This is a genomic window from Escherichia sp. WS338 (assembly GCF_046486405.1).
In the GTDB taxonomy this organism is placed as follows: Bacteria; Pseudomonadota; Gammaproteobacteria; order Enterobacterales; family Enterobacteriaceae; genus Escherichia; species Escherichia coli.
In genome coordinates this window covers 65,963-79,458 of record NZ_JBJQLL010000019.1, presented here as the reverse complement: position 1 = coordinate 79,458, position 13,496 = coordinate 65,963, and the positions used below count along the sequence as shown (strand labels likewise).

The following is a 13,496-nucleotide window of genomic DNA, read 5'->3' as shown; positions in this document are numbered from 1 at the left end:
GCGCGGTGGTCCCACCTGACCCCATGCCGAACTCAGAAGTGAAACGCCGTAGCGCCGATGGTAGTGTGGGGTCTCCCCATGCGAGAGTAGGGAACTGCCAGGCATCAAATTAAGCAGAAGGCTATCCGTCAGGATGGCCTTTTTGCGCTGGAGCAGAATAAATGCCGGATGCGACGCTGGCGCGTCTGCTCCAGCTTACGCAAGCATGATAGCATGATAGGGGGCAGCTTATTCCCCCACATATGCCAGATTCAGCAACGGATACGGTTTCCCCAAATCGTCCACCTCAGAGCGTTCCGTAACCTTAAAGCCCACCTTCTTATAGAACCCAACCGCCTGCTCATTTTGCTCATTAACATTGGTTGTCAGTTCCGGGGCCATTGAGAGCGCATGCTTCACCAGCATCCGACCCACGCCGCAGCCGCGCACATCAGGATCGATAAACAGCGCATCCATATGCTGCCCACTTAACAACATAAACCCAACCGGCCGATCCCGCTCATTAACCGCGACCCACAACGGTGCTTCCGGCAGGAAAGAACGTACTAGCTCCTCCAGCTCGGCCCGATACTCTGCTGATAAAAAATCGTGGGTGGCATCGACAGAACGACACCAAATCGCAACGAGTTCCTCCCCCTCCTCATGCCGTGAGCGGCGAATACTAATAACCATTTTCTCTCCTTTTCGTCATTCTTATATTCTAACGTAGCCTTTTCCTTGAAACTTTCTCACCTTCAACATGCAGGCTCGACATTGGTAAATTTTCTGGTTATCTTCAGCTATCTGGATGTCTAAACGTATAAGCGTATGTAGTGAGGTAATCAGGTTATGCCGATTCGTGTGCCGGACGAGCTACCCGCCGTCAATTTCTTGCGTGAAGAAAACGTCTTTGTGATGACAACTTCTCGCGCGTCTGGTCAGGAAATTCGTCCGCTAAAGGTGCTTATCCTTAACCTGATGCCGAAGAAGATCGAAACTGAAAATCAGTTTCTGCGCCTGCTTTCAAACTCACCTTTGCAGGTCGATATTCAGCTGTTGCGCATCGATTCCCGTGAATCGCGCAACACGCCCGCAGAGCATCTGAATAACTTCTACTGTAACTTTGAAGATATTCAGGAACAAAACTTTGACGGTCTGATAGTTACCGGCGCGCCGCTGGGCCTGGTGGAGTTTAATGATGTCGCTTACTGGCCGCAGATCAAACAGGTGCTGGAGTGGTCGAAAGATCACGTCACCTCGACGCTGTTTGTCTGCTGGGCTGTACAGGCCGCGCTCAATATCCTCTACGGCATTCCTAAGCAAACCCGCACCGACAAACTCTCTGGCGTTTACGAGCATCATATTCTCCATCCTCATGCGCTTCTGACGCGTGGCTTTGATGATTCATTCCTGGCACCGCATTCGCGCTATGCTGACTTTCCGGCAGCGTTGATTCGTGATTATACCGATCTGGAAATTCTGGCAGAGACGGAAGAAGGGGATGCATATCTGTTTGCCAGCAAAGATAAGCGCATTGCCTTTGTGACGGGCCATCCCGAATATGATGCGCAAACGCTGGCGCAGGAATTTTTCCGCGATGTGGAAGCCGGGCTAGACCCGGATGTACCGTATAACTATTTCCCGCACAATGATCCGCAAAATACACCGCGAGCGAGCTGGCGTAGTCACGGTAATTTGCTGTTTACCAACTGGCTCAACTATTACGTCTACCAGATCACGCCATACGATCTACGGCACATGAACCCAACGCTGGATTAATCTTCTGTGATAGTCGATCGTTAAGCGATTCAGCACCTTACCTCAGGCACCTTCGGGTGCCTTTTTTATTTCCGAAACACACCTCAGTAGGTGAATAAATTTTATTCATATTGTTATCAATAAGTTATCAAGTATTTTTAATTAAAATGGAAATTGTTTTTGATTTTGCATTTTAAATGAGTAGTCTTAGTTGTGCTGAACGAAAAGCGCACAACGATCCTTCGTTCACAGTGGGGAAGTTTTCGGATCCATGACGAGGAGCTGCACGATGACTGAACAGGCAACAACAACCGATGAATTGGCTTTCACAAGGCCGTATGGCGAGCAGGAGAAGCATATTCTTACTGCCGAAGCGGTAGAATTTCTGACTGAGCTGGTGACGCATTTTACGCCACAACGCAATAAACTTCTGGCAGCGCGCATTCAGCAGCAGCAGGATATCGATAACGGAACGTTGCCTGATTTTATTTCGGAAACAGCTTCCATTCGTGATGCTGACTGGAAAATTCGCGGGATTCCTGCGGACTTAGAAGATCGTCGGGTAGAGATTACCGGCCCGGTTGAGCGCAAGATGGTGATCAACGCGCTCAACGCCAATGTGAAAGTCTTTATGGCCGATTTCGAAGATTCACTGGCACCAGACTGGAACAAAGTGATCGACGGGCAAATTAACCTGCGCGATGCGGTTAACGGCACCATCAGCTATACCAATGAAGCAGGCAAAATTTATCAGCTCAAGCCCAATCCAGCGGTGTTGATTTGTCGGGTACGCGGTCTGCACTTGCCGGAAAAACATGTCACCTGGCGTGGTGAGGCAATCCCCGGTAGCCTGTTTGATTTTGCGCTCTATTTCTTCCACAACTATCAGGCACTGTTGGCAAAGGGCAGTGGTCCCTATTTCTATCTGCCGAAAACCCAGTCCTGGCAGGAAGCGGCCTGGTGGAGCGAAGTCTTCAGCTATGCAGAAGATCGCTTTAATCTGCCGCGCGGCACCATCAAGGCGACGTTGCTGATTGAAACGCTGCCCGCCGTGTTCCAGATGGACGAAATCCTTCACGCGCTGCGTGACCATATTGTTGGTCTGAACTGCGGTCGTTGGGATTACATCTTCAGTTATATCAAAACGTTGAAAAACTATCCCGATCGCGTCCTGCCAGATAGACAGGCAGTGACGATGGATAAACCCTTCCTGAATGCTTACTCACGCCTGTTGATTAAAACCTGCCATAAACGCGGTGCTTTTGCGATGGGCGGTATGGCGGCATTTATTCCGAGCAAAGATGAAGAGTGCAATAACCAGGTGCTCAACAAAGTAAAAGCGGATAAATCGCTGGAAGCCAATAACGGTCACGATGGCACATGGATCGCTCACCCGGGCCTTGCAGATACGGCAATGGCGGTATTCAACGACATTCTCGGCTCCCGTAAAAATCAGCTTGAAGTGATGCGCGAACAAGACGCGCCGATTACTGCCGATCAGCTGCTGGCACCTTGTGATGGTGAACGCACCGAAGAAGGTATGCGCGCCAACATTCGCGTGGCTGTGCAGTACATCGAAGCGTGGATCTCTGGCAACGGCTGTGTGCCGATTTATGGCCTGATGGAAGATGCTGCGACGGCTGAAATTTCCCGTACCTCAATCTGGCAGTGGATCCATCATCAAAAAACGTTGAGCAATGGCAAACCGGTGACTAAAGCCTTGTTCCGCCAGATGCTGGGCGAAGAGATGAAAGTCATTGCCAGCGAACTGGGCGAAGAACGTTTCTCCCAGGGGCGTTTTGACGATGCCGCACGCTTGATGGAACAGATCACCACTTCCGATGAGTTAATTGATTTCCTGACCCTGCCAGGCTACCGCCTGTTAGCGTAAACCACCACATAACTATGGAGCATCTGCACATGAAAACCCGTACACAACAAATTGAAGAATTACAGAAAGAGTGGACTCAACCGCGTTGGGAAGGCATTACTCGCCCGTACAGCGCGGAAGATGTGGTGAAATTACGCGGTTCAGTCAATCCGGAATGCACCCTGGCGCAACTGGGCGCGGCGAAAATGTGGCGTCTGCTGCACGGCGAGTCGAAAAAAGGCTACATCAACAGCCTCGGTGCACTGACTGGCGGTCAGGCGCTGCAACAGGCGAAAGCGGGTATTGAAGCAGTCTATCTGTCGGGATGGCAGGTAGCGGCGGACGCTAACCTGGCGGCCAGCATGTATCCGGATCAGTCGCTCTATCCGGCAAACTCGGTGCCAGCGGTGGTGGAGCGGATCAACAATACTTTCCGCCGTGCGGATCAGATCCAATGGTCCGCGGGCATTGAGCCGGGCGATCCGCGCTATGTCGATTACTTCCTGCCGATCGTCGCCGATGCGGAGGCCGGTTTTGGCGGTGTACTGAATGCCTTTGAACTGATGAAAGCGATGATTGAAGCCGGTGCAGCGGCAGTTCACTTCGAAGATCAGCTGGCATCAGTGAAGAAATGTGGTCACATGGGCGGCAAAGTTTTGGTGCCAACTCAGGAAGCTATTCAGAAACTGGTCGCGGCGCGTCTGGCAGCTGATGTGACGGGCGTTCCAACCCTGCTGGTGGCTCGTACCGATGCCGATGCGGCGGATCTGATTACCTCCGATTGCGACCCATATGACAGCGAATTTATTACTGGTGAGCGTACCAGTGAAGGCTTCTTCCGTACTCATGCGGGTATTGAGCAAGCGATCAGCCGTGGCCTGGCGTATGCGCCATATGCTGACCTGGTATGGTGTGAAACCTCCACGCCGGATCTGGAACTGGCGCGTCGCTTTGCACAAGCCATCCACGCGAAATATCCGGGCAAACTGCTGGCTTATAACTGCTCGCCGTCGTTCAACTGGCAGAAAAACCTCGACGACAAAACTATTGCCAGCTTCCAGCAGCAGCTGTCGGATATGGGCTACAAGTTCCAGTTTATCACTCTGGCGGGAATCCACAGCATGTGGTTCAACATGTTCGACCTGGCAAACGCCTATGCCCAGGGCGAGGGCATGAAGCACTATGTTGAGAAAGTGCAACAGCCGGAATTCGCCGCTGCAAAAGATGGCTATACCTTTGTTTCTCACCAGCAGGAAGTGGGTACGGGTTACTTCGATAAAGTGACGACCATTATTCAAGGTGGCACGTCTTCAGTTACCGCGCTGACCGGCTCCACCGAAGAATCGCAGTTCTAAGCAACCGATAAACGTTGCTGACTGTAGGCCGGATAAGGCGTTCACGCCGCATCCGGCAATCAGCGCCTGATGCGACGCTTGCGCGTCTTATCATGCCTACAGCCGTTGCCGAACGTAGGCCGGATAAGGCGTCTACGCCGCATCCGGCAATCAGCGCCTGATGTGACGCTTACGCGTCTTATCCGGCAATTCTCTGCTCCCGACGAGGGCAACAAATGCCGCGTGGCCTGGAATTACTGATTGCACAAACCATTTTGCAAGGTTTCGACGCTCAGTATGGTCGATTCCTCGAAGTGACTTCCGGGGCGCAGCAGCGTTTCGAGCAAGCCGACTGGCATGCTGTCCAGCAGGCGATGAAAAACCGTATTCATCTTTACGATCATCACGTGGGTCTGGTCGTGGAGCAACTGCGCTGCATTACTAACGGCCAAAGCACGGACGCGGCATTTTTACTGCGCGTTAAAGAGCATTACACCCGGCTGTTGCCAGATTACCCGCGCTTCGAGATTGCGGAGAGCTTTTTTAACTCCGTGTACTGTCGGTTATTTGACCACCGCTCGCTTACTCCCGAGCGGCTTTTTATCTTTAGCTCCCAGCCAGAGCGCCGTTTTCGTACCATTCCGCGCCCGCTGGCGAAAGACTTTCACCCCGATCACGGCTGGGAATCTCTGCTGATGCGTGTTATCAGCGACCTGCCGTTGCGTCTGCGCTGGCAGAATAAAAGCCGTGACATTCATTACATCGTTCGCCATCTGACGGAAACGCTGGGGACAGACAACCTCGCGGAAAGTCATTTACAGGTGGCGAACGAACTGTTTTACCGCAATAAAGCCGCCTGGCTGGTAGGCAAACTGATCACGCCTTCCGGCACATTGCCATTTTTGCTGCCGATCCACCAGACGGACGACGGCGAGTTATTTATTGATACCTGCCTGACGACCACCGCCGAAGCGAGTATTGTTTTTGGCTTTGCGCGTTCTTATTTTATGGTTTATGCACCGCTGCCCGCAGCGCTGGTCGAGTGGCTACGGGAAATTCTGCCAGGTAAAACCACCGCTGAATTGTATATGGCTATCGGCTGCCAGAAGCACGCCAAAACCGAAAGCTACCGCGAATATCTCGTTTATCTACAGGGCTGTAATGAGCAGTTCATTGAAGCGCCGGGTATTCGTGGAATGGTGATGTTGGTGTTTACGTTGCCGGGTTTTGATCGAGTATTCAAAGTCATCAAAGACAGGTTCGCGCCGCAGAAAGAGATGTCTGCCGCTCACGTTCGTGCCTGCTACCAACTGGTGAAAGAGCATGATCGCGTGGGCCGAATGGCGGACACCCAGGAGTTTGAAAACTTTGTGCTGGAGAAGCGGCATATTTCCCCGGCATTAATGGAATTACTGCTCCAGGAAGCAGCGGAAAAAATCACCGATCTCGGCGAACAGATTGTGATTCGCCATCTCTACATCGAACGGCGGATGGTGCCGCTTAATATCTGGCTTGAGCAAGTTGAGGGGCAGCAATTGCGTGATGCTATTGAAGAGTACGGCAATGCCATTCGCCAGCTTGCCGCTGCCAACATCTTCCCTGGGGATATGTTATTTAAAAACTTTGGCGTCACCCGTCACGGGCGCGTGGTGTTTTATGATTACGACGAAATTTGCTACATGACGGAAGTGAATTTCCGCGACATCCCGCTGCCGCGCTACCCGGAAGACGAACTTGCCAGCGAACCGTGGTACAGCGTCTCGCCGGGCGATGTTTTCCCGGAAGAGTTCCGTCACTGGTTATGTGCCGACCCGCGTATTGGTCCGCTATTTGAAGAGATGCACGCCGACTTGTTCCGCGCTGATTACTGGCGCGCACTACAAAACCGCATACGTGAAGGGCATGTGGAAGATGTTTATGCGTATCGGCGCAAGCAGCGGTTTAGCGTTCGATTCGTATAAATCAGAGGCGAAAAAGTCAGCGTATTCCACCGTACGCCAGCGTCACTTCCTTCGCCGCTTTAATCACCATCGCGCCAAACTCGGTCACGCGGTCATCGGTAATACGTGAAATCGGTCCGGAAATTGAAATTGCGGCAAACGGTTCGCGGTGCTCATCGAAAATACACGCTGCAAGGCAACGCAGCCCCAGCGCATGTTCCTCATCGTCAAATGAATAACCCCGTTTGCGCGTTTGGGCGAGATCTTCTTTTAAATGCACAGGAGACACCAGCGTTGCGTGGGTATAGGCATGTAACCCTTTGCGGTGCAGCAGCTTCGTCACCTGTTCTTCGCTCAGTTGGGCCAGAAAGGCTTTACCCGCACCGGAAGCGTGCATCGGCAATTTACCGCCGATAGGCGCGGACATTCGCATCAGGTGAGTACACTGTACCTGGTCGATAATAATCGCTTCGTGATTGCTTTGATCAAGCACCGCCATATTGACCGTTTCGCCAGACTCTTCCATTAGATTGCGCAGGATAGGGTGAACAATCGCTAACAAATTACGGCTCTGGAGAAAGCTGCTACCGACCATAAAGGCGTGTGCGCCGATTGCCCAGTGACCCAGTTCGCCGACCTGACGGACAAAGCCCTGTTGCTGCATCGTGGTTAGCAGGCGGTGGGTCGTGGAATTGGGTAACCCGGCTTGCTGTGCCAGTTCCGTGAGTGCCACACTGCCATTGGATTCGGCAATCCACTCCAGTAATTTCAGGCCACGCGTTAAAGACTGAACCTGTCCAGTCGCTGGTGCGGTGGCAACGGCGGGTTTTCTGCCGCGTTTTGCGGGAATGGGTGCGACCATGACAGTCTCCTTTTTCTGTATCGTGGAAATCATTTTCATTTTTATTATCAGCGAATGCAATAGTTGCTGAACTGATCCGATGAGTTAATGTTGAACAAATCTCATGTTGCGTGGTGGTCGCTTTTACCACAGATGCGTTTATGCCAGTATGGTTTGTTGAATTTTTATTAAATCTGGGTTGAGCGTGTCGGGAGCAAGTGTGAGCAGCAAAGTGGAACAACTGCGTGCGCAGTTAAATGAACGTATTCTGGTGCTGGACGGCGGTATGGGCACCATGATCCAGAGCTATCGACTGAACGAAGCCGATTTTCGTGGTGAACGCTTTGCCGACTGGCCATGCGACCTCAAAGGCAACAACGACCTGCTGGTGCTCAGTAAACCGGAAGTGATCGCCGCTATCCACAACGCCTACTTTGAAGCGGGCGCGGATATCATCGAAACCAACACCTTCAACTCCACGACCATTGCGATGGCGGATTACCAGATGGAATCCCTGTCGGCGGAAATCAACTTTGCGGCGGCGAAACTGGCGCGCGCCTGTGCTGATGAGTGGACCGCGCGCACGCCGGAGAAACCGCGCTACGTTGCCGGTGTTCTCGGCCCGACCAACCGCACGGCGTCTATTTCTCCGGACGTCAACGATCCGGCATTCCGCAACATCACTTTTGACCAGCTGGTGGCGGCCTATCGCGAATCCACCAAAGCGCTGGTGGAAGGTGGTGCGGATCTGATCCTGATTGAAACCGTTTTCGACACCCTTAACGCCAAAGCGGCGGTCTTTGCGGTGAAAACGGAGTTTGAAGCGCTGGGCGTTGAGCTGCCGATTATGATCTCCGGCACCATCACCGACGCCTCCGGGCGCACGCTCTCCGGGCAGACCACCGAAGCGTTTTATAACTCTCTGCGCCACGCCGAAGCGCTGACTTTCGGCCTTAACTGTGCGCTGGGGCCAGACGAACTGCGCCAGTACGTGCAGGAGCTGTCACGGATTGCGGAATGCTACGTCACCGCGCACCCAAACGCCGGGCTACCCAACGCCTTTGGTGAGTACGATCTCGACGCCGACACGATGGCAAAACAGATACGTGAATGGGCGCAAGCGGGCTTTCTCAATATCGTCGGCGGCTGCTGTGGCACCACGCCACAACATATTGCAGCGATGAGTCGTGCAGTAGAAGGATTAGCGCCGCGCAAACTGCCGGAAATCCCCGTAGCCTGCCGTTTGTCCGGCCTGGAGCCGCTGAACATTGGCGAAGATAGCCTGTTTGTGAACGTGGGTGAACGCACCAACGTCACCGGTTCCGCTAAGTTCAAGCGCCTGATCAAAGAAGAGAAATACAGCGAGGCGCTGGATGTGGCGCGTCAGCAGGTGGAAAACGGTGCGCAGATTATCGATATCAACATGGATGAAGGGATGCTCGACGCCGAAGCGGCGATGGTGCGTTTTCTCAATCTGATTGCCGGTGAACCGGATATCGCTCGCGTGCCGATTATGATCGACTCCTCAAAATGGGATGTCATTGAAAAAGGTCTGAAGTGTATCCAGGGCAAAGGCATTGTTAACTCTATTTCGATGAAAGAAGGCGTCGACGCTTTTATCCATCACGCGAAATTGTTGCGTCGTTACGGTGCGGCAGTCGTGGTAATGGCTTTTGACGAACAGGGCCAGGCCGATACCCGCGCACGGAAAATCGAGATTTGCCGTCGGGCGTACAAAATCCTCACCGAAGAGGTTGGCTTCCCGGCTGAAGATATCATCTTCGACCCGAACATCTTCGCGGTCGCAACTGGCATTGAAGAGCACAACAATTACGCGCAGGACTTTATCGGCGCGTGTGAAGACATCAAACGTGAACTGCCGCACGCACTGATTTCCGGCGGCGTATCTAACGTTTCTTTCTCATTCCGTGGCAACGATCCGGTGCGCGAAGCCATTCACGCGGTGTTCCTCTACTACGCTATTCGCAATGGCATGGATATGGGGATCGTCAACGCCGGGCAGCTGGCAATTTACGACGACCTACCCGCTGAACTGCGCGACGCGGTGGAAGATGTGATTCTTAACCGTCGCGACGATGGCACTGAGCGTTTACTGGAGCTTGCCGAGAAATATCGCGGCAGCAAAACCGACGACACCGCTAACGCCCAGCAGGCGGAGTGGCGCTCGTGGGAAGTGAATAAACGTCTGGAATACTCGCTGGTCAAAGGCATTACCGAGTTTATCGAGCAGGATACCGAAGAAGCCCGCCAGCAGGCTACGCGCCCGATTGAAGTGATTGAAGGCCCGTTGATGGACGGCATGAACGTGGTCGGCGATCTGTTTGGCGAAGGGAAAATGTTCCTGCCACAGGTGGTCAAATCGGCGCGTGTGATGAAGCAGGCGGTGGCCTACCTCGAACCGTTTATTGAAGCCAGCAAAGAGCAGGGCAAAACCAACGGCAAGATGGTGATCGCCACCGTGAAGGGCGACGTCCACGACATCGGTAAAAATATCGTTGGTGTGGTGCTGCAATGTAACAACTACGAAATTGTCGATCTCGGCGTTATGGTGCCTGCGGAAAAAATTCTCCGTACCGCTAAAGAAGTGAATGCTGATCTGATTGGACTTTCGGGGCTTATCACGCCGTCGCTGGACGAGATGGTTAACGTGGCGAAAGAGATGGAGCGTCAGGGCTTCACCATTCCGCTATTGATTGGCGGCGCGACCACCTCAAAAGCGCACACGGCGGTGAAAATCGAGCAGAACTACAGCGGCCCGACGGTGTATGTGCAGAACGCTTCACGCACCGTTGGTGTGGTGGCGGCGCTGCTTTCCGACACTCAGCGCGATGATTTCGTTGCTCGTACCCGCAAGGAGTACGAAACCGTGCGTATTCAGCACGGACGAAAGAAACCACGCACACCACCGGTCACGCTGGAGGCGGCGCGTGATAACGACTTCGCTTTTGACTGGCAGGCTTACACGCCGCCGGTGGCGCACCGTCTCGGTGTGCAGGAAGTCGAAGCCAGCATCGAAACGCTGCGTAATTACATCGACTGGACGCCGTTCTTTATGACCTGGTCGCTGGCCGGGAAGTATCCGCGCATTCTGGAAGATGAAGTGGTAGGTGTTGAGGCGCAGCGGCTGTTTAAAGACGCCAACGACATGCTGGATAAATTAAGCGCCGAAAAAACGCTGAATCCGCGTGGCGTGGTGGGCCTGTTCCCGGCAAACCGTGTGGGCGATGACATTGAAATCTACCGTGACGAAACGCGTACCCATGTGATCAACGTCAGCCACCATCTGCGTCAACAGACCGAAAAAACCGGCTTCGCTAACTACTGTCTCGCTGACTTCGTTGCGCCGAAGCTTTCTGGTAAAGCAGATTACATCGGCGCATTTGCCGTGACTGGCGGGCTGGAAGAGGACGCACTGGCTGATGCCTTTGAAGCGCAGCACGATGATTACAACAAAATCATGGTGAAAGCGCTTGCCGACCGTTTAGCCGAAGCCTTTGCGGAGTATCTCCATGAGCGTGTGCGTAAAGTCTACTGGGGCTATGCGCCGAACGAGAACCTCAGCAACGAAGAGCTGATCCGCGAAAACTACCAGGGCATCCGTCCGGCACCGGGTTATCCGGCCTGCCCGGAACATACGGAAAAAGCCACCATCTGGGAGCTGCTGGAAGTGGAAAAACACACTGGCATGAAACTCACAGAATCTTTCGCCATGTGGCCTGGTGCATCGGTTTCGGGTTGGTACTTCAGCCACCCGGACAGCAAGTATTACGCGGTGGCGCAAATCCAGCGCGATCAGGTTGAATACTATGCCCGCCGTAAAGGTATGAGCGTCTCAGATGTTGAGCGCTGGCTGGCACCGAATCTGGGGTATGACGCGGACTGATTCACAAATCTGTCACTTTTCCTTACAACAAACAGGGCGCTCAATGAGTGCCCTGTCTCTTTATTAATATGAAACACTTATACTGGAAACAGGCTGGAATAATCTTAGCCGGAAAAACGAATGTCAAAAGGCACAGTAAAGATGCCAGTCAGCGTGTTTCCGGTCCTTTGGTCATTCAATTGCTTCAGGAACATATAACGATAAGGAGAACCTGAACTCGTGTTAACGCTGCTTCACCTGCTTTCTGCCGTCGCCCTGCTGGTCTGGGGGACTCATATTGTTCGAACCGGCGTAATGCGCGTCTTCGGCGCGCGTTTGCGTACTGTCCTTAGCCGGAGCGTCGAAAAAAAGCCGCTCGCCTTTTGCGCGGGGATAGGCGTTACCGCACTGGTGCAGAGCAGTAATGCCACCACTATGCTGGTGACCTCGTTCGTCGCTCAGGATCTGGTAGCCCTCGCACCGGCTCTGGTGATTGTGCTGGGTGCAGATGTCGGGACGGCGCTAATGGCGCGTATTCTCACCTTCGACTTATCCTGGCTGTCACCATTACTTATTTTTATCGGCGTGATTTTTTTCCTCGGACGCAAACAGTCACGCGCCGGGCAACTGGGCCGCGTCGGTATTGGTCTTGGGTTGATTTTGCTGGCGCTGGAGTTGATTGTGCAGGCCGTAACGCCGATCACCCAGGCAAACGGCGTTCAGGTGATCTTTGCCTCGCTGACCGGCGATATTCTGCTGGATGCGCTGATTGGTGCGATGTTCGCCATTATCAGCTACTCCAGCCTTGCCGCGGTACTGCTGACCGCGACTCTGACCGCCGCAGGCATTATCTCTTTCCCAGTGGCGCTTTGTCTGGTGATTGGTGCAAACCTCGGTTCCGGCCTGCTGGCGATGCTCAACAACAGTGCCGCCAATGCCGCAGCCCGCCGTGTCGCGCTGGGTAGTCTGCTGTTTAAGCTGGTGGGTAGCCTGATTATCCTGCCGTTTGTCCATTTGCTGGCAGAGACAATGGGGAAGTTGTCATTGCCAAAAGCGGAACTGGTGATCTATTTCCATGTCTTCTACAACCTTGTACGTTGCCTGGTCATGCTGCCATTTGTTGACCCGATGGCACGGTTTTGCAAAACGATTATTCGCGATGAACCGGAACTGGATACCCAGCTACGGCCCAAACATCTGGATGTCAGCGCGCTGGATACGCCCACGCTTGCTCTGGCGAACGCCGCGCGCGAAACCCTGCGCATTGGCGACGCCATGGAACAGATGATGGAAGGGCTGAATAAAGTGATGCACGGCGAGCCACGGCAGGAGAAAGAGCTGCGTAAGCTGGCAGATGATATCAACGTTCTCTATACCGCCATTAAGCTGTATCTGGCGCGGATGCCAAAAGAGGAACTGGCAGAAGAAGAGTCGCGCCGCTGGGCGGAGATCATCGAAATGTCGCTCAACCTTGAACAGGCCTCCGATATCGTCGAGCGCATGGGGAGCGAAATTGCCGACAAATCGCTGGCTGCAAGGCGAGCATTTTCGCTTGATGGCTTGAAGGAACTGGATGCGCTCTATGAGCAATTGCTCAGTAATTTAAAACTGGCAATGTCGGTTTTCTTCTCTGGCGATGTTACCAGCGCCCGTCGTTTGCGCCGCAGCAAGCATCGTTTTCGCATTCTTAATCGCCGTTATTCCCATGCTCACGTCGATCGCCTGCATCAGCAAAACGTGCAAAGCATTGAAACCAGTTCGCTACATTTAGGCTTACTGGGAGATATGCAGCGTCTGAACTCGCTGTTTTGTTCGGTGGCTTACAGTGTGCTGGAACAGCCGGATGAAGACGAAGGACGGGACGAGTATTAATACCGTGACCCTGTAGACC

Annotated in this window: 8 protein-coding genes and 1 rRNA gene; 7 read left to right on the top strand and 2 right to left on the bottom strand. The window is 53.3% G+C overall.

The genetic code is table 11. From position 1 onward, the window contains the following. Positions 1 to 103 (top strand): 5S ribosomal RNA (rrf, locus tag ACJHWT_RS17080); the annotation flags it as partial. Between the two features lie 125 nt (positions 104 to 228). Here the strand turns inward: rrf and ACJHWT_RS17075 are convergent. Then, positions 229 to 672, bottom strand: coding sequence for an acetyltransferase (locus ACJHWT_RS17075; protein WP_000236988.1), 444 nt, complete (start codon positions 670 to 672; stop codon positions 229 to 231). Between the two features lie 156 nt (positions 673 to 828). Here ACJHWT_RS17075 and metA point away from each other — a divergent pair, with 156 nt between their 5' ends. From metA to aceK, 4 genes are all read left to right on the top strand, one after another. Continuing rightward, a complete protein-coding gene (metA, locus tag ACJHWT_RS17070) occupies positions 829 to 1,758 on the top strand; it encodes a homoserine O-succinyltransferase (protein ID WP_001122782.1) in 930 nt (309 codons plus the stop codon). Positions 1,759 to 2,026: 268 nt separating this feature from the next. Then, positions 2,027 to 3,628 (top strand): malate synthase A, encoded by a 1,602-nt coding sequence (gene aceB, locus ACJHWT_RS17065; RefSeq protein ID WP_410232341.1) that lies wholly within the window; start codon positions 2,027 to 2,029, stop codon positions 3,626 to 3,628. Between the two features lie 29 nt (positions 3,629 to 3,657). Further along, a complete protein-coding gene (aceA, locus tag ACJHWT_RS17060; RefSeq protein WP_000857856.1) occupies positions 3,658 to 4,962 on the top strand; it encodes an isocitrate lyase in 1,305 nt (434 codons plus the stop codon). Positions 4,963 to 5,177: 215 nt separating this feature from the next. Then, complete coding sequence (gene aceK / locus ACJHWT_RS17055; protein ID WP_001137236.1) at positions 5,178 to 6,902, top strand: bifunctional isocitrate dehydrogenase kinase/phosphatase; 1,725 nt, start codon at positions 5,178 to 5,180, stop codon at positions 6,900 to 6,902. Positions 6,903 to 6,918: 16 nt separating this feature from the next. Here aceK and iclR read toward each other — a convergent pair whose 3' ends face one another. After that, positions 6,919 to 7,743: a glyoxylate bypass operon transcriptional repressor IclR gene (gene iclR / locus ACJHWT_RS17050; protein WP_000226409.1), complete on the bottom strand. Its 825-nt coding sequence runs from the start codon at positions 7,741 to 7,743 to the stop codon at positions 6,919 to 6,921. Between the two features lie 199 nt (positions 7,744 to 7,942). Between iclR and metH the strand changes: the two genes are divergently transcribed. Then, complete coding sequence (gene metH / locus ACJHWT_RS17045; RefSeq protein ID WP_000096051.1) at positions 7,943 to 11,626, top strand: methionine synthase; 3,684 nt, start codon at positions 7,943 to 7,945, stop codon at positions 11,624 to 11,626. Between the two features lie 219 nt (positions 11,627 to 11,845). Further along, a complete protein-coding gene (locus ACJHWT_RS17040; protein WP_000956830.1) occupies positions 11,846 to 13,477 on the top strand; it encodes a Na/Pi cotransporter family protein in 1,632 nt (543 codons plus the stop codon). Positions 13,478 to 13,496: the final 19 nt, after the last annotated feature.

Bases quoted from the DNA above. Each gene is read 5' to 3' on its own strand.
- ACJHWT_RS17075 (WP_000236988.1), bottom strand. From the start codon at position 672: ATGGTTATTAGTATTCGCCGCTCACGGCATGAGGAGGGGGAGGAACTC.
- metA (WP_001122782.1), top strand. From the start codon at position 829: ATGCCGATTCGTGTGCCGGACGAGCTACCCGCCGTCAATTTCTTGCGT.
- aceB (WP_410232341.1), top strand. From the start codon at position 2,027: ATGACTGAACAGGCAACAACAACCGATGAATTGGCTTTCACAAGGCCG.
- aceA (WP_000857856.1), top strand. From the start codon at position 3,658: ATGAAAACCCGTACACAACAAATTGAAGAATTACAGAAAGAGTGGACT.
- aceK (WP_001137236.1), top strand. From the start codon at position 5,178: ATGCCGCGTGGCCTGGAATTACTGATTGCACAAACCATTTTGCAAGGT.
- iclR (WP_000226409.1), bottom strand. From the start codon at position 7,743: ATGGTCGCACCCATTCCCGCAAAACGCGGCAGAAAACCCGCCGTTGCC.